This is a genomic window from Dickeya ananatis (genome assembly GCF_019464615.1).
In the GTDB taxonomy this organism is placed as follows: domain Bacteria; phylum Pseudomonadota; class Gammaproteobacteria; order Enterobacterales; family Enterobacteriaceae; genus Dickeya; species Dickeya oryzae.
Map to the genome: position 1 here is coordinate 2,844,648 of NZ_CP040816.1, position 25,394 is coordinate 2,870,041.

Sequence of the window (25,394 nt, forward strand, 5' to 3'; positions counted from 1 at the left end):
TTTATTCACCAACCAACAAGCAAGTTCCCCACTATGACTCAAGTCGCAAATAAAATTTTGGTAACGTGCGCGCTGCCTTATGCTAACGGCCCGATCCACCTTGGCCACATGCTCGAACACATTCAGGCGGACATTTGGGTCCGTTACCAGCGAATGCGCGGCAATCAGGTCCACTTTATTTGTGCGGACGACGCCCACGGCACACCGATCATGCTCAAAGCACAGCAGATGGGTGTAGCGCCTGAGCAGATGATTGCGACGGTGAGTCAGGAACACCAGCAGGATTTCGCCGGGTTTAACATCAGTTACGACAACTATCACTCTACGCACAGCGAAGAAAACCGCGAGCTGTCTGGGTTGATTTACCGTCGGCTGAAGGAAAACGGTTTTATCAAAAACCGCACCATTTCTCAGTTGTTCGACCCGGAAAAAAGTATGTTCCTGCCGGATCGCTTTGTAAAAGGCACCTGCCCGAAATGCAAGGCGCCAGATCAGTACGGCGATAACTGCGAGGTGTGCGGCGCGACGTACAGCCCTACGGAGTTGATCGACCCGAAATCCGCCGTGTCAGGTGCCACACCGGTGATGCGCGAATCCGAACACTTCTTTTTCGACTTGCCGGCATTCAGCGACATGCTGCAAAGCTGGACCCGTTCCGGCGCGTTGCAGGAACAGGTCGCCAACAAGATGCAGGAGTGGTTCGACGCCGGGCTGCAACAGTGGGATATTACCCGCGACGCCCCTTATTTCGGTTTCGAAGTACCGGATGCACCGGGCAAATATTTTTACGTCTGGCTGGATGCGCCAATCGGGTACATGGGGTCATTCAAAAACCTGTGTGATAAACGCGGCGACCTCAGCTTTGACGAATTCTGGCGTAAAGACGCCAGCACCGAGCTGTACCACTTTATCGGCAAAGACATCGTTTATTTCCACAGCCTGTTCTGGCCAGCCATGCTGGAAGGCAGCGGTTTCCGCAAGCCGACCAACCTGTTTGTACACGGGTATGTGACCGTCAACGGTGCCAAGATGTCCAAATCACGCGGCACCTTCATCAAGGCTGACACCTACCTCAAGCATCTGGATGCCGACTGTCTGCGTTATTACTACGCGGCCAAACTGTCGTCGCGTATTGATGACATCGACCTCAATCTGGAAGACTTTGTACAGCGCGTAAACGCCGATATCGTCAACAAAGTGGTCAACCTGGCATCACGTAACGCCGGTTTTATCAACAAACGTTTTGACGGCCAACTGGCGGATAGCCTGGCCGACCCGGCGCTGTATCAAACCTTTATCGACGCCGCACAAACCATCGCCGAGGCCTATAGTAGCCGTGAATCCGGCAAAGCGATTCGCGAAATTATGGCGTTGGCAGACCTCGCCAACCGCTATGTAGACGAGCAGGCTCCTTGGGTGGTTGCTAAACAGGAAGGCCGCGATGCCGACCTGCAGGCCATTTGTTCGATGGGCATCAACCTGTTCCGTGTGCTGATGACGTACCTGAAACCGGTACTGCCGTCGCTGGCAGAACGCGCTGAAGCCTTCCTGCAAACCGAGCTGCGCTGGGATTCACTGTCGCAACCGCTGACAAACCACCGGGTCGGTGCGTTTAAGGCGTTGTTCAACCGCATCGACATCGCGCAGGTACAAGGCATGGTGGACGCTTCCAAAGAGGAAGCCGCGGCGGCAGCCAAACCGGCGTCTGGCCCGTTGGCCGACAATCCGATTCAAGACACTATCGACTTTGCCGACTTCGATAAAGTCGACATGCGCGTTGCCTTGATCCAGAAAGCCGAACTGGTGGACGGTTCAGACAAGCTGCTACGGTTGACGTTGGATCTGGGCGGTCAGACCCGCCAGGTGTTCTCCGGTATCCGCGCCGCCTACCCGGACCCCTCCGCGCTGGAGGGTCGCCTGACGGTACTGGTCGCCAATCTGGCTCCGCGTAAAATGCGCTTTGGCGTTTCCGAAGGCATGGTGATGGCCGCAGGCCCCGGTGGGAAAGACATCTTCCTGTTAAGCCCCGACAGCGGTGCCCAGCCAGGCATGCAAATCAAGTAAGCTCACTCACATCAGGCCGCGCCGTCGGCCTGATGTCTCTTCCCTGGCTCGCCTTATTTCACATCCGTTGTTAACACCTCCGACCTATCGCTATTTCAGATAAACGGCATGGCGCTTTCACCGTGGGCATGATAAACAGTATCTCGGCGTGATTATCACTTCACGCACATAGCGGTATGCACAAGTGGCCAGTTCTTTCACACACCCTGTGATGGCCGCACCGTCATACCCATCGTCGATCATGGAGGAATATCGAATGTCTCGTATCACCCCGTTGCTGTTGAGCGCAGCCCTGCTTGTCACCGCCGCACCAGCCATGGCGTCTAAATCATTGAAGAGTGCCAGCGATGTCATCACCGCCCTGAATCAAGGCCGTAGTGTCAACGTCACCATCGATTTATCCGCTTGCACACCTCAGGATGGCACTCCAGTCAGTAAAACTCGTGGTGGTCTGCATATCAGCGCTTATCGTCTGATTGATAACGGTACGCTGTCATTTAGCGATGAGCACTTTACTGTCGCCAATGACGGCACGCCGATTCAGCAATTCATGCGTTATCAGGTTCAGCCGGATAATACCGTGCGTTTCACGACCTACATGTTTAACCTGCCGGGCCTGCAGCAGCGCGGCAATACCCTGAGTTACCAGTGCAAACTGGGTCAGGACATCGGCTTCTTCGTGCAATAAGCCTTGCCAGACATACCCGGCCTGCCGGGTATGTCTTTTCCTTCATCAATATTCCCCACAACCCAGCTACTCCACCTGAACAAAACAAAAAGTTATAAGGTAAGCGCAAAAGGCATAATTCCCCCCCTTTGCACACTGCCAGGTTACCCGCTATGATTCCTCATCACTAAAATAGACATCCAGACATAAAGATATCCATAAATAGCGAGCTTGCTTCACAACACCGAGGATTAAAAATGAAGAAATTCCCTGTCGCACTGTTGGCCCTGAGCCTGACGGCTTCTTTCTCCACACTGGCAGCAGAAACACCCGCCACCGCCGCCCCGGTTCCTGCCGCCATCGCCAACCATCAGGGACCGATACGCATCGCCGTAATCCGTAATCTCGGTTCAGATGACAACACCACCCAGTTCGTTTCCGGCGTGCTGGAAGAAGGTAAAAAGCTGGGTTTTAAAATCAGCACCTTTCTGAGCAACGGTGACGACGCCAAATTTCAGGATTTCGTGAATCAGGCCATCAGCCAGAAATACGACGGCATTATTCTGTCGCAAGGCCGCGCGCCCTACTCCACCGATCTTATTCAGCGCATTGTCGACAGCGGCATCAAAGTGGCTGTGTTTGACACCGCTGTCGATCGCACTATTCCCGGCGTGACGGTCAGCCAACAGGATGACGCCTCGCTGGCTAACGAATCCCTCGGCCAGTTGGTAAAAGACTTCAACGGTAAAGCTAACATCATCAAGCTGTGGGTGGCCGGATTCCCGCCAATGGAACGCCGTCAGACAGCCTACCAACAAATTCTGAAAGACAACCCCGGTATTAAAGAGCTGGAGTCCATCGGTGCGGTGTCTTCCGACGTACAAGGTGATACCGCCAATAAAGTCGGCGCAATTCTGGCGAAATACCCGAAAGGTAAGATTGACGCTATCTGGGGGGCGTGGGATGCCTTCAGTCAGGGGGCATACAAAGCGCTCAAAGAAAACGGCCGTACCGAAATCAAACTCTACAGCATCGACATTTCCAATCAGGACTTGCAACTGATGCGAGAAGCCAATAGCCCGTGGAAAGTCAGCGTCGCGGTAGACCCGAAACTGATCGGTAAGGTCAACCTGCGTCTGGTCGCCAACAAGATTGCCGGCGAACCGACACCCGCCACCTACCAATTCCGTGCCGCCAACATTCCGCAGGCGCTGTTGGTCAGTCAGCCTGGGCCGGTCAACGTGGCTGGACTGGCAAAAATCATCCCAGGATGGGGCCAGACCAATGACTTTATTGCGCCGTGGTTTGCTACACTGGAAGCCAAAAGCAAATAAAGGTCTGTCATAACGGAGGCTTATATGGCATCAGCGCCCCTGCCCATGCCGGAATACAGCCGCAACATGCGGCTGATTGGACACAGCGATCAGGGCGGGCGCCCTGATGGCGTACAGGTCATGGTGCATCGTGGTTACGCCTATATCGGACACATGGTGTCGCAGGGCGTATCCATTGTCGATGTGCGTGACCCGAAGAATCCCAAACCAGCCGGTTTTATCGCAGCACCACCGGGTACCTGGAACATCCATCTGCAAACCCACGATGATCTGCTACTGGTGGTCAACGCGCGCGATCTGTTCGCCGATGCGCGCTTCGCCGAAGAGAAAGTCTACTACACCCGCTCGGTGGCAGAGACCGTCAGCACCGGCCAGCAGGATAAACACTGGAGCGCCGGACTACGGATATTCGATATTTCCACCCCCGATCAACCGCGTGAAATCAGCTTCCTGCCGCTTGATGGCATCGGCATTCATCGTATCTGGTACGTGGGCGGGCGCTGGGCGTATGTTTCAGCCCTGCTGGACGGCTATAGCGACTACATCTTTCTGACTATTGATCTCGCTGACCCGCGCAAACCGGAAGTGGCCGGTCGCTACTGGCTACCGGGCATGCACACCGCTGGCGGTGAAACACCGAGCTGGCCGGAAGGCAAACGCTACGCGCTGCACCACGCCATTGTCAGCGGCAACACCGCCTACGGTAGCTGGCGTGATGGTGGCCTGACACTGCTGGACGTCAGTGACCGTACCCAGCCAAAGCTCATCAGCCACCGCAACTGGAGCCCACCGTTCGGCGGCGGTACCCACACGGCGCTGCCGTTGCCGGATCGCGACCTGCTGATCGTGCTGGACGAAGCGGTGCTGGATAATCAGGAAGACGGAGAGAAACTGATTTGGGTGTTCGATATCCGCGAGCCAGCTAACCCGGTCAGCATCGCCACCTTCCCGCAGCCCAGTGAAACCGATTATGTGAAGAAAGGGGCGCACTTCGGTCCGCACAATCTGCATGAAAACCGACCGGGCAGCTTCATCAGTTCGACACTGATTTTCGCCACCTATCAGAACGCCGGCGTGCGCGCTTACGACATCAGCAATCCATACCGGCCAAAAGAAACCGGTGCGCTGGTGCCTGCCGCACCTGAACGTATGATTGATAAACGCCCCGGGCGGCCACAGGTGATCCAGTCTTGTGACGTGTTCGTCGACGCGCAAGGGATTATCTACAGCACCGACTACAACGCCGGGTTGTCGATCATCGAATACCGCGGCTGAGCACTGGACGAATGCGCGCTGCCTTCCGGCAGCGCGTGATACAAGCCTTGCTTGTCAGTGATTTAGTCCAGCGCCAGTACTGACACCCACATCGGTCCTTGCCCCACCGCGTAGCGCGCCAGCGGCGTCAGGTTACCGTTGTCCGGCTGAATGCCGTAAACCTCAATATGGTGAGATTTCTGACCGGCGGCGATCAGGAACTGTCCGTTATGATCGATGTTAAAACCGCGCGGTTGCGTTTCCGTCGGCTGGTGCCCAGTCAGGGTCAATGTCCCATCTTGCGTGGATACGTCGAAAATGGAAATCAGGCTGGCGGTACGATCCGTCGTATACAGGTGACGGCCATCCGGCGTGATGTGGATATCCGCCGCCCAGCAGGTGCCGGTGAAATCGGCTGGCATGGCATTCAACGTCTGGATCCGTTTGCCTTCGCCCTGCGCATCCAGCTCGAACACATCCACCGAGCTGTTCAGTTCATTAATGCAATAGGTGAAACGGTCATTCGGGTGGTACGCCATATGACGCGGCCCGGCACCGGCGGCGGCACGCTGCTCCGCAGGCAGGTGATCGCTCAGACGGCCATCGCTGCCGACATCATACAATCTGATGCGATCTTCTTTCAGACAAGGGGCCCACAATACGCGATTCGCCGGGTCGATGTTGGTCGAATGGCACCCTTCGAGCCCATCGAGTTGCTGACAGGATTCCTGTACCACGCCATCATCGCCGATGGGGCTGACGCTAACGCACGCATTGCTGTAAGAGGCGCTGAACAAGAAGCGTCCAGTGTGATCGGTCGACAAATGGGTTGGGCTGCCCGGTAACGATGCCACACCGGCTTCAGTCAGTTTTCCTTGCCCGTCAATCCGGTAACTGATGACCCGAAATTCAGGACGCACACCGACATACAGATGGCGCTTATCCGGCGCGATAACCATCGGTTGCACCTGTCCAGGGACATCAACCACCTGTAACAAGCTCAGCGTCCCGCTGGCGGCGAGCTGCCAGACATGAATCTGCTGACTTTCCGGACTGGCGATATAAACCACTTGCTGCATTCGATTCTCCTTGTTGGCACCGATGAGGCGGCAGGTGCGCCTCGTTACGCTCAGGCTAGACTTTCATTTTTCTGTGCTGACTGCCAAAGTCAGTACAGAAAAAGGCTCTGTCGCTTCAGAGGACATCCAGTGTACCATCCCAAAAGTGAACCCGATAACCTGTTGAGAATACCATGACCTATCGCATCATTGCCCTCGATCTGGACGGCACACTGTTAACGCAAAAGAAAACGATTTTACCTGAATCCTTACAGGCGCTGGCACAGGCCCGGCAGGCCGGTATCAAGGTCATTATCGCGACCGGTCGCCACCACTCGGCTATCCATCCGTTTTATCAGGCGCTGGCGCTGGATACCCCCGTCATCTGCTGCAACGGCACCTACCTTTACGATTACCAAACCGGGCAAACCCACGACGCCAACCCGCTCACATCGGCACAGGCCAAAAGCGTGCTGCAACGCTTGCAGCAATTCGCCATTCACGGCCTGATGTACGCCGACGACGCGATGCTCTACCAGCACATTACCGGCCACATCACCCGCACCCAGACCTGGGCGGAACAGCTTCCGGAATCTCAGCGACCAGTGTTTCGCCAGGTCGATGACCTGATGACCGCCACTGACCACAGCCGTTCTATCTGGAAATTCGCCACCCACCATACCGATACCACCGTATTGAATGACTTCGCTAAACAGGTTGAAGAAGAATTAGGTCTGGCCTGCGAGTGGTCATGGATGGATCAGGTGGATATTGCCCAAACCGGCAACAGCAAAGGCCGCTTACTGCAACGCTGGGTGGAATCGCAAGGGTTCAGCATGAACGACGTCGTCGCGTTTGGCGATAATTTCAATGATATTAGTATGTTATCTGCTGTTGGACTGGGTGTCGCGATGGGTAATAGCGCCGACGACGTCAAAGCTCACGCGGACTTGGTGATTGATCATCATGAAAAACCCGGCATTGCAGAGGTTATCCGCCGTCGGGTACTGGCCTGACACCGTCACGGCCCACGTACAGGTGGTGCCGTGACACGTCACAAACAAACTCATGGCGTGATCGACACGCTCTTAACCTGAGCGTACAGGTGCTGCCCGGCCGTCAGCGCCAGTTCATCACGCGCCCAGGGCGTGATGCGAGCCCACAGAATGTGCCCACCGAGATCCAGCTTAACCTCCACCTGTTCGCCGACCTCAATGCATTCCACCACACAAGCCGACAGCACATTACGAATGCTGCTGACAGCGGGTCGTTGCGTCACCAGCGATACATCAGCCGCATTGATGCGAATGCGCAGCTCATCTCCCTGCGATGCATCAACACGCCCCACCCACAGCGGCTGTTCGCCCAGTGACAGCGCAGTCATCGCGTAATGCGGATGATGCTCCATCACCGTCACCTTCAGAATACTGCTCTGCTCTTCTCGCGGTAACCAGGCGCGCAGAGCGTTACTGGCCCATACCTCTTCCAGTGAGCCTTGCGCCTTTACCTGCCCTTTATCCAATACCAGCACCCTATCCGCCAGCCGCACCACTTCTTCCAGACTGTGACTAACATACAGAATCGGTGTGTTGACCTCACGGGCCAGGCGCTCCAGATATGGCAACAGTTCGCGCTTACGCGGCGCATCCAGCGATGCCAACGGCTCGTCCATCAGCAGCAGTTCCGGCGCAGTCAGTAACGCGCGACCAATCGCTACCCGCTGTTTCTCACCGCCGGACAAGGTCATCGGGTAGCGTTTAAGCAAGTGCCCGATACCGAGCAACCGCACGATATCGTCAAACTGTGCCTGCATCGAGGCGGCCATGCCGTAACGTAAATTCCCCAGCACCCGGTAATGCGGGAAGAGCCGTGCATCCTGAAACACGTAACCAATACGACGTTTTTCCGGCGGCAGGAACCCCCCTTGCGCGCTGTCTGACAGCACCCGATCATTAAGCTGAATAAGCCCGCTATCCGGCCGGGTCAGGCCGACAATGGCATTAATCAGCGAGGTCTTCCCGGCCCCCGAGACACCGAACACGGCAGTAATACCGCTGGCGGGAAGCTGGGCGGCGACACTGAGCGTCAGGTCTCCCAATTGCTGAGTAAAATCCAATCGCAGCATTATCCCCCCAACCGTTTACGGCTCCAGCGGGTGAGCCATTCCGACAACAACAGTGACACCAGCGACAACCCAATGGCGATAACACACAAGCGAGCCGCCTGCATTTCCGCCCCCGGTGTTTCAATCAACGTATACATGGCATTGGGAATGGTGCGGGTTTCGCCCGGAATATTAGACACAAAAGTGATGGTGGCACCGAATTCCCCTAGCGAACGCGCGAACGCCAGCACAGTGCCGACAATAATCCCCGGCGACGTCAACGGCAGCGTGATGGTGAAAAAAACTCGCCAGCGCCCGGCACCCAACGTTCGCGCCGCCAGCTCCAGCCGGGTATCCACCGCCTCCAGCGCCAGCCGAATGGCTCGCACCATCAACGGAAATGCCACCACCGCCGACGCCAGCGCCGCGCCATGCCAGCTAAAACTGAAGCTAAAGCCAAACCAGTGGTAAAGCCAGCCGCCTACCACGCCTTTGCGCCCCATGACAATCAGCAGCAAATAGCCGATCACTACCGGCGGTAGCACCAGCGGCAGGTGGATCACGCTATCCAGCAACGATTTTCCGACAAAGCGGCAACGCGCTAACACCCAGGCGGCCAGAATGCCCAACGGCAAACTGCAACTGACCGCCACCAGCGAAACCTTCAGGCTCAGCGAAACCGCCTGCCATTCATACTCACTGAGCAGCATTAACCGGCGTAAATCCGTATTGTTTAAACACGACAGCGGCCTGCGGCGTTTTCAGGTAATCAAAGAAGGCGTTGACCGTTGGGGTGCTATGCCCTTTAACGATAGCCATCGGGTATTCCACCGGTTTGTGGGTGTTATCCGGGAAGATACCGACCACTTTTACTTTGGTACTGGCAACCGCGTCCGACCCATACACAATCCCCAGCGGCGCTTCTTCACGTTCAACCAACACCATGGCGGCACGTACGTCATTGGCGCGAGCCATCAGTGGTGACAAGGTGTCCCAGGCGTTCAGCTTCTGTAAGGCTTCTTTGGCGTAGATACCGGCCGGTACATGGTCCGGGTCGCCGACGGACAGACGGCCGCCTTTCAGCAACGCTTTCCAGTCGGTTTTCTCGTCTATTTTAAAACCTTTTGTCTCAGCGGATTTGGGCGCAATCACCACCAGTTGATTGCCCAACAGCGTGTAGCGGGTATCGTTTTCAACCAACTGCTTACCCTGCACATAATCCATCCACTGCTGATCAGCGGAAATGAACAGATCCGCGGGCGCGCCCTGTTCAATCTGACGTGCCAGCGTTGATGACGACGCATAGGATGCAACGATAGAAACCTGTTTTTCCTTTTGGTATTGCGCAGCGATATCCTGCAAGGCGTTGGTCAACGAGGCCGCGGCAAACACCGTCACCTTCTCCTGCGCCAGTGCGCTAGTCGCACTCATACCCAGTGTCAACGCGGCGGCGGTCAGCCAATAAGTCCATTGCTGTTTCATATTATCTCCAGAGATTATCGTTATGTAGTTAATCACATAACGATAAATACCGAATCTTAGCCGCGTTGTCATTGTTCTTAAGCAAAAAAAATCCGGCCAAGGCCGGATTTTTTAAAACAGGAACTCAGGGAACGGATTATTTGCGCGCCACAGAGGACTCGCGGTGGCCGATGGCGGAAAACAGGTTGAACACTTCGCCCAGCCCATAAATAGCCCCCAGAATCAGCGCCATCATGACTGGCACCATGCACACCGCAAACAGCAGGCTTTTCAGCAATTCCAACATATCGACCTCGTCTTTCACCGTCGCTGGCCGTTGCACCACCAGCATCTGATTAATTCAGGATAGACTATTCTAACCTCATTGCTGTCGATGAGTTTACCTGAATCGCCGGAATTAGAGCGGCCATTTGTGCGGTTTGCCTGTTTGACGCAAAACGATGACAATACAAATGATTAGCCGCCCAGATACGGATGTGACCATGCAAGCAGAAATTCTTCTTACCTTAAAACTTCAGCAACGGCTCTTTGCCGACCCGCGTCGCATCGCTCTACTCAAGCAGGTGCAACAGACTGGCTCCATCAGCCAGGGAGCGCGCCTGGCTGATATCAGCTACAAAAGCGCCTGGGATGCGATTAACGAAATGAACCAGCTCTCGGAGCAGATCATCGTTGAGCGCACCACCGGCGGTAAAGGGGGTGGCGGCGCGGTGCTGACACGCTATGGTGAACGGTTGCTGCAACTCTATGACCTGTTAGGGCAGATTCAACAAAAAGCGTTCGATGTGCTACAGGATGACACCCTGCCGCTGGACAGTCTGTTGGCAGCTATCGCCCGTTTTTCACTGCAAACCAGCGCCCGCAATCAGTTTTTCGGCACCGTTCTGGAACGCGATCAGCAGCAGGTTCAGCAGCATTTGTCTATTCTGCTGGCCGATGGTCATACCCGCATTCAGGCCGCCCTGACCCAGCAGAGTGCCGACAGGCTGCAACTCACCGGTGGCAAAGACGTGCTGGCGTTAATAAAAGCGCCGTGGGTGACCATTACCCCGCAAACCGCCTCAACCCCCGAGCACGATAATGTGTTGCCGGGCCGCATCAGCCACTTGCAACCCGGCCAGACACAAAGCGAAGTGCTGGTAACACTGGAAGGCGGCGAGGTCGTCTGCGCCACCTTATCCAACGATGAGGTGACACAGCAAGGTCTTCAACCGGAGATGGCGGTCTATGCCAGTTTTAATGCCGACCAGGTGATTATCGCTACCCTGTGTTGATACAACTGACACCACGCCGCTTGACAAGCCGCTGGCTTCCCTTTACCCGTAAAGGGTCTGTCATTTCGTAAAGGGAATCATCATGTCATTGCTGCACATCCATCAGGCACAGTTCCGGTTAAGTGATACCCGAATGATGCGTCTGGATGAACTTACGTTGCATCAGGAACAGTGCTGGGCGTTTGTCGGCGCTAACGGTAGTGGAAAATCGGCGCTGGCGCGCGCACTCAGTGGTGAACTGCTGTTGCTGTCAGGGCAACGTCAGTGCGACTTTCAGCGTGTAGCTCGCCTGTCATTCGAACAGTTGCAACAGTTGGTATCGCAGGAATGGCTGCGCAACAACACCGATATGCTCAGTGTCGACGAAGACGATACCGGGCGTACCACCGCCGAAGTTATTCAGGACAGCGTGCGCGATGTCGAGCGCTGCAACCAACTGGCGACACAATTCGGCATCGCCCATTTATTACCACGTCGTTTCAAATATCTCTCTACCGGCGAAACCCGTAAAACCATGCTGTGTCAGGCGCTGATGGCGCAGCCGGACCTGCTGATTCTGGATGAACCGTTCGACGGGCTGGATGTGGCCTCACGCGCACAGTTGACCGATTTGTTAGCGTCGCTGGCGGCCCAAGGGCAGGCACTGGTGTTGATTCTCAACCGCTTTGAAGATATTCCGGCCTTTGTCGGGCAGGTCGGCGTACTGGCGGATTGTACGCTGACTCGGCAGGGTGATCGCGAAACGGTGTTGTCCGATGTGCTGATATCGCAACTGGCGCACAGCGAAACGCTGGCTGCGACCGCGTTGCCTGAAGCGGAAGACCCCACTCAGCGGCTGACGTTGCCACCAGATCAACCCCGCATTCGGCTACTGCACGGTGTGGTGAGCTATAACGATCGCCGCATTCTGGACGATTTAAGCTGGGAAGTGTTACCCGGCCAGCACTGGCAGATAGTCGGCCCGAATGGCGCGGGTAAATCCACCCTGCTCAGCTTAATCACCGGTGATCACCCACAGGGCTACAGCAATGACCTGACGCTATTTGGCCGTCGGCGCGGTAGCGGCGAAACCATCTGGGACATCAAACGCCACATCGGCTACGTCAGCAGTAGTCTGCATCTGGAGTATCGCGTCAGCACCAGCCTGCGCAACGTTATTCTCTCGGGGTTCTTCGACTCCATCGGCATTTATCAGGCGGTATCGGACCGCCAGCGTTTTCTGGTCGCCGAATGGTTGTCGCTGCTCGGCCTGCCGGACAGTGTGGCTGATGCGCCATTCCAGTCGCTGTCCTGGGGGCAACAGCGGTTGGCGTTGATTGTCCGGGCGCTGGTCAAACACCCGGCCTTGTTGATCCTCGATGAGCCGTTGCAAGGGCTAGACCCGCTCAACCGTCAGCTCATTCGCCGCTGGCTGGATATCTTGATCGGTCAGGGACAAACCCAATTACTGTTTGTTTCCCACCATGCGGAAGACGCGCCGAACTGCATCACTCACCGTCTGACCTTCGTACCCGACGGTGATGGCTACCGTTACCTGACAGAAAGCTGCTGATCTTGCACACACGGTTTCGCGGTAAGCGAAACCGTCATCTCACAGGCAATAATAAGCACATTAGTGATAACGCTACCACACCAGTTGCAATCTATTTTCATCTGAGCGTACATCGCGCTATGCTGCTCCTTCATCATCCAGGGAAGAGGTGGATTATGAACCAACAGCCCTAATATCGCTATTTACGGCGTTGATCACCTTTTTCCTGCCACGGTCATGCTATTTTTCCACTCAGTTTTCTGCAACAGAGGTCATTATGAAAGTATTGGTTACAGGTGGTAGCGGTTACATAGGAAGCCATACTTGTGTACAACTGATCGCCGCCGGTCATCAGCCGGTTATTCTCGACAACCTGTGCAACAGCAAAGCCAGCGTGGCGCAGGCGATTACCCACGTCAGCGGGCAGACGCCGGTGTTTTATCAGGGCGATATTCGCGATCGCGACCTGTTGCAGACGATTTTTTCTGAACACGATATCGGCGCGGTGATCCATTTCGCCGGTCTCAAAGCGGTGGGCGAGTCAGTACGTGAACCCATCAGCTATTACGATAACAACGTCTACGGCACGCTGACGCTGGTGGAAGCCATGAAGCATGCCGGTGTTAAAACGCTGATTTTCAGCTCGTCGGCTACCGTATACGGCGACCAGCCGCAAATCCCCTATCAGGAAAGTTTCCCCACCGGTACCCCCGCCAGCCCTTATGGCCGCAGCAAACTGATGGTAGAGCAGATCCTGCAGGATTTGCAGCGTGCGGAACCGGACTGGAGCGTGGTGCTGTTGCGCTACTTCAACCCGGTGGGCGCACATCCGTCAGGTGAAATGGGTGAAGACCCGCAGGGCGTGCCTAACAACCTGATGCCCTACATTGCGCAGGTCGCGGTAGGCCGTCGCGAGTCGCTGGCGATTTTCGGCAATGACTATCAGACCGTTGATGGCACCGGCGTGCGCGACTACATCCACGTGGTAGACCTGGCAGACGGCCATGTCGCCGCCATGAATACGCTACACGGGAAAGCAGGCGTTCACATTTATAACCTGGGCGCAGGCGTGGGTTACAGCGTACTGCAAGTGGTGGAAGCCTTCAGTCGCGCCTGCGGCAAGCCGTTGCCCTACCATTTTGCACCACGTCGTGACGGCGACCTGCCTGCCTACTGGGCCGATGCGGAAAAAGCCGCGCGCGAGCTTAACTGGCGCGTCAGCCGGACACTGGATGAAATGGCGGCCGATACCTGGCGCTGGCAATCCCGCCATCCAAACGGCTTTTCAGACTGATAGCAGTGTCCTGATAGCAGATAGCAGCGCCGCCCTGTTTTGCCGTGCGTGTTTTGTGCACAAGTCGCTGTGAAATCACTGAGTTGATGACGAACATTTTTCGATGAGAAAGTAAGGTATCCGAATGGTGTATTTTGATCCCGTTGAACATCCGCATCGTCGCTACAACCCACTGACCGGGCAGTGGGTGCTGGTGTCGCCACACCGTGCCAAACGTCCGTGGCAGGGGCAACAGGAGAGCGTGTCATCCGACCCGCTGCCGTCACACGATGCCACCTGTTTTCTTTGCCCCGGCAACGTGCGGGTCACCGGCGATACCAACCCTGACTATCCGGGTACCTTTGTGTTCACCAACGATTTTGCCGCGCTGATGGCAGACACTCCACCAGCCCCGGAAAGCAACGATCCGCTGATGCGTTGCCAAAGTGCACGCGGCACCAGCCGGGTCATCTGTTTTTCACCAGACCACAGTAAAACCTTGCCGGAACTGCCGCTCAGCGCACTCGAACAGGTGGTCACGACCTGGCAACAGCAGAGCGCCGAACTGGGGCAAACCTACCCATGGGTACAGGTGTTTGAAAACAAGGGCGCGGCGATGGGATGTTCTAACCCACATCCGCACGGCCAGATCTGGGCCAACGATTTCCTGCCCAACGAAGCGGAACGGGAAGACCGGCTGCAACGTGACTACTTCCACCAGCACGGTTCACCTCTGCTGGTCGATTACCTACAACGCGAATTGCAGGATGGCGCACGCCATGTGGTGGAAACCGAACACTGGCTGGCGGTAGTCCCCTACTGGGCAGCCTGGCCTTTTGAAACCCTGTTACTGCCCAAAGCCCACACCTTGCGTCTGCCGGACATCACCCCAGCACAGCGCCAGGATTTGGCGCTGGCGTTAAAGCAGTTGACCAGCCGTTACGACAACCTGTTCCAGACCTCATTCCCGTATTCCATGGGCTGGCACGGCGCGCCTTTTACTGACGGTGACCATCAACACTGGCAGTTGCACGCCCATTTTTATCCACCGCTGCTGCGCTCCGCCACGGTGCGTAAATTCATGGTGGGTTATGAAATGCTGGCAGAAACCCAGCGTGATTTAACCGCCGAGCAGGCGGCTGAACGGCTGCGCGCCGTTAGCGACATTCATTACCGTGACAGTAGTCACCTTCGTGATTCAGGAGTTCAGGCATGACCTTATCAGCACGCACCCAGGCGGTTTTCCAGCAACAGTTCGGTTACCCGGCAACCCTTACCGTTCAGGCGCCGGGACGGGTCAACCTGATAGGTGAGCACACCGACTATAATGACGGTTTTGTGCTGCCTTGTGCCATCAACTATTCCACCACTATCAGCGCTGCCCCACGTGACGACCGGCAAATCCGGGTCGTCGCGGTGGACTACAACAACCAGCAAGATAGCTTTTCGCTCGATGCGCCGATCGACCACCATCCGCAGTGGCAGTGGGCAAACTATGTACGCGGCGTCATCAAGCACCTGAAAACCCGTAGCGATGCCTTTGGCGGAGCAGACCTGGTGATAAGCGGCAATGTGCCACAGGGCGCAGGCCTGAGTTCGTCAGCTTCTCTGGAAGTGGCAGTCGGCAAAGCTATTCAGGCGTTGTACCAGCTACCGCTGGACAATGTGGCGCTGGCACTCAACGGCCAGGAGGCGGAAAACCAGTTCGTCGGCTGTAACTGCGGCATCATGGATCAGATGATTTCAGCCCAGGGCCAACGTAACCACGCGTTACTGATCGACTGCCGTTCGCTGGAAACCCGTGCGGTATCGATGCCGGACAACGTGGCAGTCATGATAATCAACTCCAACGTCAAACGTGGTCTGGTAGACAGCGAATACAACACGCGTCGCCAGCAGTGCGAAGCCGCCGCGCGCTATTTTCAGGTTAAAGCGCTGCGTGACGTCAGCGAGGCCGATTTCGCGGCCAAAGCAGCCGGTCTGGATGACGTGGTAGCACGTCGCGCACGTCATATCATTACCGAGAATGCCCGTACGCTGGCGGCAGCCGATGCACTGACGCGGGGCGACCTGCGCCAGATGGGCGAACTGATGGCCGCGTCTCATGCCTCGATGCGGGATGACTTCGAAATTACGGTGCCGCCTATCGACACACTGGTGGACATCGTCAAAGCGGTGATCGGCGATGAAGGTGGTGTACGCATGACGGGCGGTGGATTTGGTGGCTGTATCGTGGCGTTGATCCCACAACAGCAAGTAGCAGCGGTGCAAAATGCCGTGATGCGGGAGTATCCGGCAAAAACCGGATTACAACCGACCTGTTACGTTTGCCAAGCCTCGTCAGGAGCCGGTTATGTCGAATGACCCAGTTGAACCACGAGCGCCACACACGGCGCTCGCCCCAGATGGTCAGCCACTTCAGTTGACCATACTGCAAAACCGCCACGGTACGCGGGTAACGCTGATGGACTGGGGGGCCACCTGGCTCTCTTGTCAGTTACCGTTGCCAGACGGAACCGTGCGAGAAGTGCTATTGGGCTGTGCGCCTGAGCAATACCCCCATCAGTCTGCCTATCTGGGCGCATCGGTGGGACGTTATGCCAACCGCATCGCCAACGCCACCTTGCATCAAGGCGATACCGCTATTCACCTGCTGGCTAATCAGAGCGAGCACCAGTTACATGGCGGGCCGGACGGTTTTCATGCCCGCCGCTGGCAAGTCGTGGAACAACGTGACGATCAGGTCACTTACCAGTTGTTTTCACCGGATGGTGACCAGGGCTTCCCCGGTGCGCTGACCGCACGGGTCAGTTATCAACTCACCGATCAAAATGCGCTGGATATTGAGTATCAGGCCGAGGTCGATCAATCCTGCCCGGTATGCCTGACTAATCATGCCTATTTCAACCTCGATGGCGAACCAACCGATGTGCGTCACCATCAGTTGCAACTGATGGCGGATTACTATCTGCCGGTCAATCAGGATGGCATCCCCGGTGATGCGTTGCGGGAAGTGGCCCACAGCAGTTTCGATTTTCGTCAGCGCAAAACCTTGCTGCAGGACTTCCTGTCCGATGTCGACCAGCAGGCAGTTCAAGGTTATGACCACGCTTTTTTGCTGCACCGTACCGGTGGTTCCAGTGAAAGTCCTGCCGCTAACCTGTGGTCAGCAGACGGCAAGGTGCAGATGCAGGTGTACACCAGCGCACCGGCGCTACAGCTCTACAGCGGTAACTTTCTGGCGGGTACGCCTTCACGCGACGGGTCGCCTTATGCCAACTACGCCGGGCTGGCGCTGGAAAGCGAATTTCTGCCAGACAGCCCCAACCACCCCAACTGGCCGCAGCCTGACTGCTGGCTGAAACCGGGCAAGCGCTACCGCTCACTGACCCGTTACGCGTTTATCGTCACGCCAGCTGACTGACATACACCAGAGAGCCAGCACCGCTGGCTCTTTACAAATCTGTGCAAATTCCTGCTTGTCCGATGTAGAGAGCGCCTTTTACACTGGCTGCACTTTTTATAAGGACATTTCTTCATGACAGCCTCGCGCCTTCATCCACTCAGCTTGCGACATCTGCGCTATAAAAGCAGATGGGGCTGGATGTTGGCGTTATGCTGGCTCTTGCTGAACACTCAGTTGGCTATCGCCAGCCACCGTTGCGATGTCCCACTCATCGCGGCATCGGTGGTACCCGTAAATGTGGTGGCACCCGTAAATGTTCAGCATGATACCCATCGCATGCAGCAAGACGCCGTCATGCCTGACATGTCGGCCGTGTATGATGTTCAAACGACAGCGAGCGTCAGCCCACTGTGTGAAAAACATTGTCAGCCTGACACCGCCAGCCAGGATTTACCGTCGTTATCGTTACTGGCATTGCCAGTCAGCAGTGAACTGTTGCCCGTGCAACCACCGCAACCTGTCACTGTCGGCAGCAACCGCTGGTTTACACCGCCTGTCGCCGGTCCACCCGCCGAAATCCGTTTTTGCCGATTCAGAGAATAGCTTTCGCGATAAACAACCTCTGTGCGTTTTCACGCAATGACTTGTTATTTATCGTATTTATGGAGCTATTATCATGCGTACACTGTCTATTTCCATTGCAGCCTTACTCTTCTCTGCCCCCTTATTGGCTGAACAGCCTCAGACCCACACCATGACCGGTGAGATGAACGGCATGTCTCACTCGATGACTGGCAGCATGCAGCATAGCGATATGCAGCCTGGCAATACGTCTATGCCACCTGCACCGACCGAATCCGCAACGGTCTACCATGCCACCGGCATCGTCAAACAATGGAACGCCGACAGCGTTACGCTGGCGCATGAAGCCATTCCCGCGTTGCGCTGGCCAGCGATGACCATGACCTTCCGCCTGCCAGCAAACGATAATCTGACGCCGCTGCAACCGGGCAGTTCGGTCCGTTTCAGCTTCGTGCAACGTGCGGACGGCTACACCCTGGCCGACATCAAACCGCAGCAAAACTGACCGGAGACCACCATGCACATACGCACGCTCCGCGCTTCGCGCGCGTGGCTGGCGATGTTGTTGTGGCTGCCTGCCGCGTCATTCGCGGCAGCACTGGATCTGGATGGCGCACTGCAGGCGGCGGAACAGTATTCCGCCGACCTGTCTGCCAACCAGCACCAGATGGGCGCGCTGCAAAACATGGCCGACTCCGCCACACAACTGCCGGACCCACAACTGAAATACGGCATCGAAAACGTACCGATTGGTGGCAATAACACCCGTCGCCTGACGCGCGAGGGCATGACCATGCAACGCATCGGCATCATGCAAACCTATGTCAGCGCCACCAAACGCGAACGTAAAGCCCAAACCATTCTGGCCCAGGCCGACGCGGTACGCAGCAACAGTGACACCCTGCGCGCTCAGTTACAGCGTGATACGGCCCAGGCCTGGCTGGAACTGGCGCTGGCTCGCCAGACACGGCAAGACATCGTCGCACTGGTACAGGAAAGTCAGCGTCAGATTGCCATTCAAAAAACCAGCGTGGCTGCGGGTGGGGAATCCGCCCGGGTGCTGGATGCCCGGCTGACGCTTTCGGCGATGCAAGACCGGCTGGCAGATGCCGAGCGGGATGTCGCCATCGCGCAGGCCCGACTCACCCGGCTGACCGGCATCAGCGACGTCACCACACAAGGGCCATTACCTCGCTTCGAGCGCCTGCCTGCCGAACCGGCAGTCTTGTACGCTGCTATCGCCCAGCACCCGGAGATAACCCAGGCCGAACAGGAAACCCGTCTGGCGCAGGCCCGGGCGGCGCAATCTGCGGTAGCGGCCATTCCGGATGTCGGCGTCGAAGTGTATTACGGTCGGCGCGGTAACAATTTCGACGATATGGCTGGCATCGAAATCAGCATGGATTTGCCTCTGTTCCAGTCCAGCAGGCAGAACAAAGATCACGCCGCCGATGTGGCGCTCAGTATGGAGGCACGTGACCGGGTCACCCTCGTCCAGCGAGAACACCGGGCGCAGCTCGACACACTGCTGGCACAGTATCAGGCCACCCAGTCCCGCTGGCATCGCCAAAATGACGAGGTGCTACCGTTGCAGCAACAGCGCATCCGGTTGCTGCAAAGCCAGTATCAGAGCGGCAACAGCGATCTGACCAGCATACTGGAAGCCCGCCGCGCACTGCTGGATAGCCGTATCGCCGCGCAAAACGCTGCCCGTGACATGGCAGCACTGTGGGCCACCCTCCGTTACCTGACGCCACAAGGAACCGCCGTAAAATGAACCGTACTTTTACTGTCAGTCTGATTGCCATCGCGCTGGTGGCGGCTACAGCCGGTTACTCCGTGGGTTACTACCGTAACGGCAGTCACACCACCGCGATAGCGAATCATGCCGCCACCGCCACACCCGAGGCCAACAACGGGCGTCAGGTTCTCTATTGGTACGACCCGATGGTGCCGGATAAACGCTTCAGTCAACCCGGCAAATCCCCCTTTATGGATATGCCGTTAGTACCGCGCTACGCCGATGAGGTGCAGGATAACGGCGGCGTAATGGTCAGCCCACGCCAGCAACAAAACCTCGGTGTACGCACCGCTCGGGTTGAACGCCGTGAACTACGACCTCAGGCAGTTGGTTATGGCACTGTGGCGCTGAATGAACGCACGCTACGCACCGTGGTCGCCCCCAGTGGCGGCGTGGTGGAACAGCTAAACGTCAGCGCAGTGCAGCAGCCGGTACAGAAAGGCGAAACGCTGGCGGTGCTGTGGAACCCAAGCTGGGCGGCCGCTCAGCAGGAGTATCTGGCGGTGCGCCAGTTGGGGGACAGCGGGCTCAGTCAGGCAGCACGACAAAAGCTAGCCTTGATGTTCATGCCAGAAAGCGTCATCCGGCAGGTTGAGCGTAGTGGTAAACCGCAACCACGTCTGACGATTACTGCGCCAGAGAGCGGCTACATCAACCGGCTGGATGTGCGCAGTGGCAGCCAGTTAACACCGGCACAGCCGTTGTTTGAGCTGGCCAGTCTCGACCCGGTTTGGGTTGAAGTGGAATATCCGGCCGCACAGGCGTCAGCGTTGCATATCGGTGACGAGATGCTCGCCATCAGCGACAGTTGGCCGGGCGAAACCTTTCGTGGACGCATCGCCGAATTGTTGCCGCAACTCGACACCGCCACCCGCACGCTGAAAGCCCGCGTTGTCCTGGACAACCGCCAGCAACGCCTCAAACCCGGTATGTACCTGACCGTTCGACTGGCTACCGGCACGGCTCGCCAGACACTGATGGTTCCGCAACAAGCCCTGTTGGTCAGCAGCCGCCAGAACCGGGTACTGCTGAGCGACGGTCAGGGCTATTTCACCCCACGTCCGGTTGAGGTAGGCCTTATTCAGGACGGCTGGGCAGAAATCCGCTCCGGCCTCGCCGACGGCGATAATGTCGTGATCTCCGGCCAGTTCCTGATCGACTCCGAAGCCAGCCTGCGCAGTGCACTAGGCGCGTTTAGTGATAGCTCACCAAGCCAGCCTACGCCGCCCACGACCCCAGTCGTCAGTGACTACCAGACCCGAGGGGTCATCAAAGCCATCAAGGGTAAACAGGTCACCCTTGCCCACGACGCCGTGCCAGCGCTCAACTGGCCGCCGATGATCATGGATTTCACCTTCGACGGTAATACGCTACCCGCTACTCTCCAGCCCGGCATGACGGTGACATTCCGTTTTCGACTGGATGATAACGGTGCACACCTGCTGGCTATCCAGCCTGTTGATACGGCGGTTCACGGAGGCCACCTATGATCGCCTCAGTGATTCGCTGGTCGATAAAAAACCGCTTTCTGGTGCTGATCGCCACACTGATGATGGCCGCGTGGGGCGTCATTTCACTGCAAAAAACACCGTTGGATGCACTGCCTGACCTCTCCGACGTACAGGTGATTATCCGGGTCAGTTATCCCGGTAAAGCGCCACAGGTGGTGGAAAATCAGGTCACCTATCCGCTAACGACCACCATGCTGTCGGTACCCGGTGCGAAGACCGTACGCGGCTTTTCGATGTTCGGCGACGCGTATGTCTACGTCTTGTTCGAGGATGGTACCGACCCTTACTGGGCGCGTTCCCGCGTATTGGAATACCTGAGTCAGGTGCAATCTACCCTGCCCGCCGAGGCGAAAGCCTCGCTGGGGCCAGACGCCACCGGGGTCGGTTGGATCTACGAATACGCCCTGGTTGATCGTAGCGGCCAACACAGTCTGGCTGATTTGCGCGCCATTCAGGACTGGCTACTGAAATATGAACTGAAAACCGTGCCCAACGTGGCAGAAGTCGCCAGCATCGGCGGTATGGTTCGTCAGTATCAGGTGGTGCTGAACCCGGAACGACTGCGCGCGCTTAACGTCACACACCAGCAGGTGATCGATGCGCTGCGGGCAGCTAATCAGGAAAGCGGCGGGTCCGTTATCGAGCTGGGCGAAGCCGAGTACATGGTCAGAACGTCCGGATACCTGCTAAAAGCGGAAGACTTTCTCAACGTGCCGGTAGGCCGGCGAGACGGCATTCCAATACTCTTGCAGGATGTCGCCACCTTACGACAAGGCCCGGAAATGCGCCGTGGCATTGCCGAGCTTAATGGCGAAGGTGAAGTCGCGGGCGGCGTAATTGTGATGCGCTCGGGTAAAAACGCACTGGAAACACTGCGCGCCGTTCATGCTCGCTTACAACAGATTCGCCAAAGCCTGCCCGCTGGCGTCGAAATAGTCACCACGTACGATCGCTCGCCGCTGATCGAACGCGCTATCACCACCCTCAGCCACAAATTGTTGGAAGAGTTTGTGGTGGTCGCACTGGTGTGTTCGTTGTTCCTGTTTCACTTCCGCTCTTCGCTGGTGGCGATCATCAGCCTTCCGTTGGGGATTCTGGGGGCATTCATCATCATGCGCTACCAGGGGATCAACGCCAACATCATGTCGTTAGGCGGGATAGCTATCGCCATCGGTGCTATGGTCGATGCCGCGATTGTGATGATCGAGAATATGCACAAGGTGGTCGAACAGTGGCGACACCAGCACCCGGACACCGAACCGGATAGCGCCACCTGGTGGCAACTCGCAACACAAGCTGCGACAGAGGTCGGGCCCGCGCTATTTTGCAGCCTGTTAATCATCACCTTGTCGTTTATCCCGGTGTTTTCACTGGAAGCCCAGGAAGGCCGCCTGTTTTCGCCGCTGGCGTTTACCAAAACCTATGCAATGGCGGTGTCCGCCGGTCTTGGTATCACCCTGGTGCCGGTGTTGATGGGGTATTTCGTACGCGGTCGTATCCCCGACGAGCAGGCTAATCCACTCAATCGCTGGCTGATAGCGTTGTATCAACCGGTATTACAGCAGGTACTACGCTTTCCCAAAACCACACTGGCGGTTTCGCTGGCATTGCTGGTACTGACGTTGTATCCGCTTTCTCGTCTCGGCAGTGAATTTATGCCGCCGCTGGACGAAGGTGACCTGCTGTATATGCCCTCCACCCTGCCCGGTATTTCACCACGTGAAGCGGCTCGGTTACTGCAACAAACCGATAGACTGATTAAAACCGTACCGGAAGTGGATAGCGTGTTCGGCAAAGCCGGTCGTGCTGACAGCGCCACCGACCCGGCACCGCTGACCATGCTGGAAACCACCATCCGTTTGAAACCGCGAGAGCAGTGGCGACCCGGTATGACCATGGACAAACTGGTAGCCGAGCTAGATCGCACCGTCAGCCTTCCCGGCATTGCGAATGTGTGGGTACCGCCCATTCGCAACCGACTCGACATGCTGGCAACAGGCATTAAAAGCCCGGTCGGCATCAAGGTCAACGGAGATAACTTGCATGCGATAGAGCAGGTAGCCGCGCAGATAGAGCAGGTTGTGAAACGCGTACCCGGCGTGACATCGGCACTGGCAGAACGCGTGGCGGGCGGGCGCTACATTGATATCGATATCGACCGGCGACGGGCTGCCCGCTACGGCGTATCGGTACAGGAATTACAGTCGATGGTCGCGACACTGATCGGTGGGGAAAATATCGGCGAAACGCTGGAAGGTCGCCAGCGTTACCCGATCAACGTACGTTATCCACGAGAAATCCGTGATTCACTCGATGCGGTAAAAAATCTACCGGTGGTGACGCAAAGCGGTGCTCGATTGGTACTCTCCGAACTGGCTGACATACGTGTCAGCGAAGGACCACCGATGTTAAAAAGCGAAAACGGCCGATTGTCCGACTGGATTTATGTCGACCTGCGCGGACGCGACCTGAAATCCGCGGTGGAAGAGATGCAACGCCAGGTGGCACAGCAGGTCTCATTGCCACAGGGCATCTCGCTCAGTTGGTCCGGTCAGTTCGAGTATCTGGAGCGCGCCACCGAAACCATGAAGCTGGTGATCCCCTTCACTCTGCTGATTATTTTTATCCTGTTGTTCGTGACTTTCGGCCAGATCAAAGACGCGTTGCTGATTATGGGTACACTACCCTTTGCGCTGATCGGCGGTGTCTGGCTGTTGTATCTGCTCGGCTATAATTTATCTGTTGCCGGTGCGGTAGGATTTATTGCACTGGCTGGAGTAGCAGCGGAGTTCGGGGTGATCATGCTGTTGTACCTGAACCACGCGGTGGAAAAACATCGCCTGCCGGGGCAGACGCTGAGCAACGCGCAGTTGATGGCCGCTATCCGTGAAGGCGCGGTATTGCGTGTACGTCCGAAAATGATGACGGTTGCCACCATCATGGCCGGGCTGTTGCCCATCATGTGGGGCGGCGGCACCGGTTCGGAGATCATGCAACGCATTGCCGCCCCCATGATAGGTGGCATGGTCAGCGCACCGCTGCTGTCGATGCTGGTGATTCCGGCGCTGTTTTTGTTGCTCCACCGCAATAGGGTGGAGAAATAGACAAGCTGAAACGATAAAGCCGCTTATTTTATCGCCATTGTGGCGGCATATAAATCAGGCGGCTGGGTGACTAGCGATTGCCGATAACCGCTCTCCGGCCCTATAATGAGCGCAGTTATCATAGAAATCTTAGTATATGAAGGAGTTAAGCTATGGCTGTAACTAAGCTGGTACTGGTGCGACATGGTGAGAGCCAGTGGAACAACGAAAACCGCTTCACCGGCTGGATGGATGTTGATCTGTCCGAGAAAGGCGTCAATGAAGCCAAACAGGCAGGTAAACTGCTGAAAGAAGAAGGTTTCAGCTTTGATTTTGCCTACACCTCTGTGCTGAAACGTGCCATTCACACTCTGTGGAACGTGCTGGACGAGTTGGATCAGGCATGGCTGCCAGTAGAAAAATGCTGGAAACTGAACGAACGTCACTACGGTGCGTTGCAGGGCCTGAACAAGGCGGAAACCGCTGAGAAATACGGTGACGAGCAGGTTAAACTGTGGCGTCGCGGCTTCGCGGTCACCCCGCCGGAACTGACTCGTGACGACGAACGTTTCCCGGGCCACGACCCGCGTTACGCGTCGCTGAGCGACAAAGAGCTGCCGTTGACCGAAAGCCTGGCGCTGACCATCGAACGCGTGGTGCCGTACTGGAATGAAAACATTCTGCCGCGTATCAAAAAAGGCGAGCGCGTGATCATCGCTGCACACGGCAACTCACTGCGTGCACTGGTTAAATATCTGGATAACATGAGCGAAGAAGAAATTCTGGAACTGAATATCCCGACTGCCGTACCGCTGGTTTACGAATTCGACGAAAACTTCAAACCAATCAAACGCTACTACCTGGGTAACGCTGACGAAATCGCCGCGAAAGCAGCCGCCGTTGCTAATCAGGGTAAAGCGAAGTAATTCGTCTGATATGCTTGATGTAAAAAGAAAAAACCCGGTTCAGA

At 56.5% G+C, this 25,394-nt stretch carries 22 protein-coding genes; 17 read left to right on the plus strand and 5 right to left on the minus strand.

Going from position 1 to position 25,394, the window contains the following annotated elements; translation table 11 throughout:
- Window positions 1-33: 33 nt before the first annotated feature.
- The 4 genes from metG (at window position 34) to FGI04_RS12515 (ending at window position 5,340) form a co-directional block, all read left to right on the plus strand.
- On the plus strand, window positions 34-2,064 hold the full coding sequence (gene metG, locus FGI04_RS12500) for a methionine--tRNA ligase (protein WP_407321089.1): 2,031 nt from the start codon (window positions 34-36) through the stop codon (window positions 2,062-2,064).
- A gap of 256 nt (window positions 2,065-2,320) precedes the next feature.
- Complete coding sequence (locus FGI04_RS12505; protein WP_016941907.1) at window positions 2,321-2,752, plus strand: VirK family protein; 432 nt, start codon at window positions 2,321-2,323, stop codon at window positions 2,750-2,752.
- 236 nt (window positions 2,753-2,988) lie between these two features.
- The gene (locus tag FGI04_RS12510) at window positions 2,989-4,065 is read left to right on the plus strand and encodes a sugar ABC transporter substrate-binding protein (RefSeq protein ID WP_342699556.1); all 1,077 of its coding nucleotides are present in this window, start codon (window positions 2,989-2,991) and stop codon (window positions 4,063-4,065) included.
- Between the two features lie 24 nt (window positions 4,066-4,089).
- Window positions 4,090-5,340, plus strand: coding sequence for an LVIVD repeat-containing protein (locus FGI04_RS12515; protein WP_407273147.1), 1,251 nt, complete (start codon window positions 4,090-4,092; stop codon window positions 5,338-5,340).
- 62 nt (window positions 5,341-5,402) lie between these two features.
- Here the strand turns inward: FGI04_RS12515 and pgl are convergent, their stop codons facing one another.
- On the minus strand, window positions 5,403-6,398 hold the full coding sequence (gene pgl / locus FGI04_RS12520; protein WP_407273146.1) for a 6-phosphogluconolactonase: 996 nt from the start codon (window positions 6,396-6,398) through the stop codon (window positions 5,403-5,405).
- Window positions 6,399-6,571: 173 nt separating this feature from the next.
- Here pgl and FGI04_RS12525 point away from each other — a divergent pair, with 173 nt between their 5' ends.
- The gene (locus FGI04_RS12525; protein WP_407336824.1) at window positions 6,572-7,393 is read left to right on the plus strand and encodes a pyridoxal phosphatase; all 822 of its coding nucleotides are present in this window, start codon (window positions 6,572-6,574) and stop codon (window positions 7,391-7,393) included.
- 50 nt (window positions 7,394-7,443) lie between these two features.
- On the opposite strand, the gene modC is transcribed toward FGI04_RS12525, so the two are convergent.
- From modC to FGI04_RS12545, 4 genes are all read right to left on the minus strand, one after another.
- Window positions 7,444-8,502 carry a molybdenum ABC transporter ATP-binding protein ModC gene (modC, locus tag FGI04_RS12530; protein ID WP_407336825.1) on the minus strand — a complete coding sequence of 353 codons (1,059 nt, stop codon included), beginning with the start codon at window positions 8,500-8,502 and terminating at the stop codon, window positions 7,444-7,446.
- The gene (gene modB, locus FGI04_RS12535) at window positions 8,502-9,191 is read right to left on the minus strand and encodes a molybdate ABC transporter permease subunit (RefSeq protein WP_407273143.1); all 690 of its coding nucleotides are present in this window, start codon (window positions 9,189-9,191) and stop codon (window positions 8,502-8,504) included. The genes modC and modB overlap by 1 nt, the downstream gene beginning before the upstream one ends.
- Window positions 9,178-9,963, minus strand: a complete 786-nt coding sequence (gene modA / locus FGI04_RS12540; protein WP_342699552.1) for a molybdate ABC transporter substrate-binding protein — start codon at window positions 9,961-9,963, stop codon at window positions 9,178-9,180. The genes modB and modA overlap by 14 nt, the downstream gene beginning before the upstream one ends.
- A 136-nt stretch (window positions 9,964-10,099) precedes the next feature.
- Window positions 10,100-10,249 (minus strand): AcrZ family multidrug efflux pump-associated protein, encoded by a 150-nt coding sequence (locus tag FGI04_RS12545; RefSeq protein WP_013317050.1) that lies wholly within the window; start codon window positions 10,247-10,249, stop codon window positions 10,100-10,102.
- Window positions 10,250-10,445: 196 nt separating this feature from the next.
- On the opposite strand from FGI04_RS12545, the gene modE reads away from it, so the two are divergent.
- From modE to gpmA, 12 genes are all read left to right on the plus strand, one after another.
- Window positions 10,446-11,237: a molybdenum-dependent transcriptional regulator ModE gene (gene modE, locus FGI04_RS12550; RefSeq protein WP_407336826.1), complete on the plus strand. Its 792-nt coding sequence runs from the start codon at window positions 10,446-10,448 to the stop codon at window positions 11,235-11,237.
- An 82-nt stretch (window positions 11,238-11,319) separates the two neighbouring features.
- Entirely contained in the window at window positions 11,320-12,789 is a 1,470-nt protein-coding gene (gene modF, locus FGI04_RS12555) for a molybdate ABC transporter ATP-binding protein ModF (protein ID WP_342699550.1), read from the plus strand.
- A 256-nt stretch (window positions 12,790-13,045) separates the two neighbouring features.
- Window positions 13,046-14,062, plus strand: a complete 1,017-nt coding sequence (gene galE, locus FGI04_RS12560) for a UDP-glucose 4-epimerase GalE (protein ID WP_016941918.1) — start codon at window positions 13,046-13,048, stop codon at window positions 14,060-14,062.
- A gap of 124 nt (window positions 14,063-14,186) precedes the next feature.
- Window positions 14,187-15,257, plus strand: a complete 1,071-nt coding sequence (galT, locus tag FGI04_RS12565) for a galactose-1-phosphate uridylyltransferase (protein WP_038915818.1) — start codon at window positions 14,187-14,189, stop codon at window positions 15,255-15,257.
- The gene (gene galK / locus FGI04_RS12570) at window positions 15,254-16,405 is read left to right on the plus strand and encodes a galactokinase (protein WP_342699549.1); all 1,152 of its coding nucleotides are present in this window, start codon (window positions 15,254-15,256) and stop codon (window positions 16,403-16,405) included. The genes galT and galK overlap by 4 nt, the downstream gene beginning before the upstream one ends.
- On the plus strand, window positions 16,395-17,465 hold the full coding sequence (galM, locus tag FGI04_RS12575; protein ID WP_342699548.1) for a galactose-1-epimerase: 1,071 nt from the start codon (window positions 16,395-16,397) through the stop codon (window positions 17,463-17,465). Before galK ends, galM begins: the two co-directional genes overlap by 11 nt.
- A 114-nt stretch (window positions 17,466-17,579) precedes the next feature.
- Window positions 17,580-18,050 (plus strand): hypothetical protein, encoded by a 471-nt coding sequence (locus FGI04_RS12580; RefSeq protein ID WP_407321085.1) that lies wholly within the window; start codon window positions 17,580-17,582, stop codon window positions 18,048-18,050.
- Between the two features lie 73 nt (window positions 18,051-18,123).
- Window positions 18,124-18,534, plus strand: a complete 411-nt coding sequence (locus FGI04_RS12585; RefSeq protein ID WP_407321084.1) for a copper-binding protein — start codon at window positions 18,124-18,126, stop codon at window positions 18,532-18,534.
- Window positions 18,535-18,546: 12 nt separating this feature from the next.
- A complete protein-coding gene (locus tag FGI04_RS12590; protein WP_407321083.1) occupies window positions 18,547-19,806 on the plus strand; it encodes a TolC family protein in 1,260 nt (419 codons plus the stop codon).
- Window positions 19,803-21,320 carry an efflux RND transporter periplasmic adaptor subunit gene (locus tag FGI04_RS12595; protein WP_407321082.1) on the plus strand — a complete coding sequence of 506 codons (1,518 nt, stop codon included), beginning with the start codon at window positions 19,803-19,805 and terminating at the stop codon, window positions 21,318-21,320. Before FGI04_RS12590 ends, FGI04_RS12595 begins: the two co-directional genes overlap by 4 nt.
- Entirely contained in the window at window positions 21,317-24,445 is a 3,129-nt protein-coding gene (locus FGI04_RS12600; protein WP_407321081.1) for an efflux RND transporter permease subunit, read from the plus strand. Before FGI04_RS12595 ends, FGI04_RS12600 begins: the two co-directional genes overlap by 4 nt.
- Window positions 24,446-24,597: 152 nt before the next feature.
- Entirely contained in the window at window positions 24,598-25,350 is a 753-nt protein-coding gene (gene gpmA / locus FGI04_RS12605) for a 2,3-diphosphoglycerate-dependent phosphoglycerate mutase (RefSeq protein ID WP_019845445.1), read from the plus strand.
- Window positions 25,351-25,394: the final 44 nt, after the last annotated feature.

Excerpts from the sequence above, each read along its gene's own strand:
- FGI04_RS12590 (WP_407321083.1), top strand. The coding sequence starts at position 18,547 with ATGCACATACGCACGCTCCGCGCTTCGCGCGCGTGGCTGGCGATGTTG.
- galM (WP_342699548.1), top strand. The coding sequence starts at position 16,395 with ATGTCGAATGACCCAGTTGAACCACGAGCGCCACACACGGCGCTCGCC.
- FGI04_RS12510 (WP_342699556.1), top strand. The coding sequence starts at position 2,989 with ATGAAGAAATTCCCTGTCGCACTGTTGGCCCTGAGCCTGACGGCTTCT.
- gpmA (WP_019845445.1), top strand. The coding sequence starts at position 24,598 with ATGGCTGTAACTAAGCTGGTACTGGTGCGACATGGTGAGAGCCAGTGG.
- modE (WP_407336826.1), top strand. The coding sequence starts at position 10,446 with ATGCAAGCAGAAATTCTTCTTACCTTAAAACTTCAGCAACGGCTCTTT.
- metG (WP_407321089.1), top strand. The coding sequence starts at position 34 with ATGACTCAAGTCGCAAATAAAATTTTGGTAACGTGCGCGCTGCCTTAT.
- FGI04_RS12580 (WP_407321085.1), top strand. The coding sequence starts at position 17,580 with ATGACAGCCTCGCGCCTTCATCCACTCAGCTTGCGACATCTGCGCTAT.
- modC (WP_407336825.1), bottom strand. The coding sequence starts at position 8,502 with ATGCTGCGATTGGATTTTACTCAGCAATTGGGAGACCTGACGCTCAGT.
- modB (WP_407273143.1), bottom strand. The coding sequence starts at position 9,191 with ATGCTGCTCAGTGAGTATGAATGGCAGGCGGTTTCGCTGAGCCTGAAG.
- FGI04_RS12585 (WP_407321084.1), top strand. The coding sequence starts at position 18,124 with ATGCGTACACTGTCTATTTCCATTGCAGCCTTACTCTTCTCTGCCCCC.
- FGI04_RS12595 (WP_407321082.1), top strand. The coding sequence starts at position 19,803 with ATGAACCGTACTTTTACTGTCAGTCTGATTGCCATCGCGCTGGTGGCG.
- galE (WP_016941918.1), top strand. The coding sequence starts at position 13,046 with ATGAAAGTATTGGTTACAGGTGGTAGCGGTTACATAGGAAGCCATACT.
- FGI04_RS12545 (WP_013317050.1), bottom strand. The coding sequence starts at position 10,249 with ATGTTGGAATTGCTGAAAAGCCTGCTGTTTGCGGTGTGCATGGTGCCA.
- FGI04_RS12515 (WP_407273147.1), top strand. The coding sequence starts at position 4,090 with ATGGCATCAGCGCCCCTGCCCATGCCGGAATACAGCCGCAACATGCGG.
- FGI04_RS12600 (WP_407321081.1), top strand. The coding sequence starts at position 21,317 with ATGATCGCCTCAGTGATTCGCTGGTCGATAAAAAACCGCTTTCTGGTG.
- FGI04_RS12505 (WP_016941907.1), top strand. The coding sequence starts at position 2,321 with ATGTCTCGTATCACCCCGTTGCTGTTGAGCGCAGCCCTGCTTGTCACC.
- galT (WP_038915818.1), top strand. The coding sequence starts at position 14,187 with ATGGTGTATTTTGATCCCGTTGAACATCCGCATCGTCGCTACAACCCA.
- galK (WP_342699549.1), top strand. The coding sequence starts at position 15,254 with ATGACCTTATCAGCACGCACCCAGGCGGTTTTCCAGCAACAGTTCGGT.
- modA (WP_342699552.1), bottom strand. The coding sequence starts at position 9,963 with ATGAAACAGCAATGGACTTATTGGCTGACCGCCGCCGCGTTGACACTG.
- FGI04_RS12525 (WP_407336824.1), top strand. The coding sequence starts at position 6,572 with ATGACCTATCGCATCATTGCCCTCGATCTGGACGGCACACTGTTAACG.
- pgl (WP_407273146.1), bottom strand. The coding sequence starts at position 6,398 with ATGCAGCAAGTGGTTTATATCGCCAGTCCGGAAAGTCAGCAGATTCAT.
- modF (WP_342699550.1), top strand. The coding sequence starts at position 11,320 with ATGTCATTGCTGCACATCCATCAGGCACAGTTCCGGTTAAGTGATACC.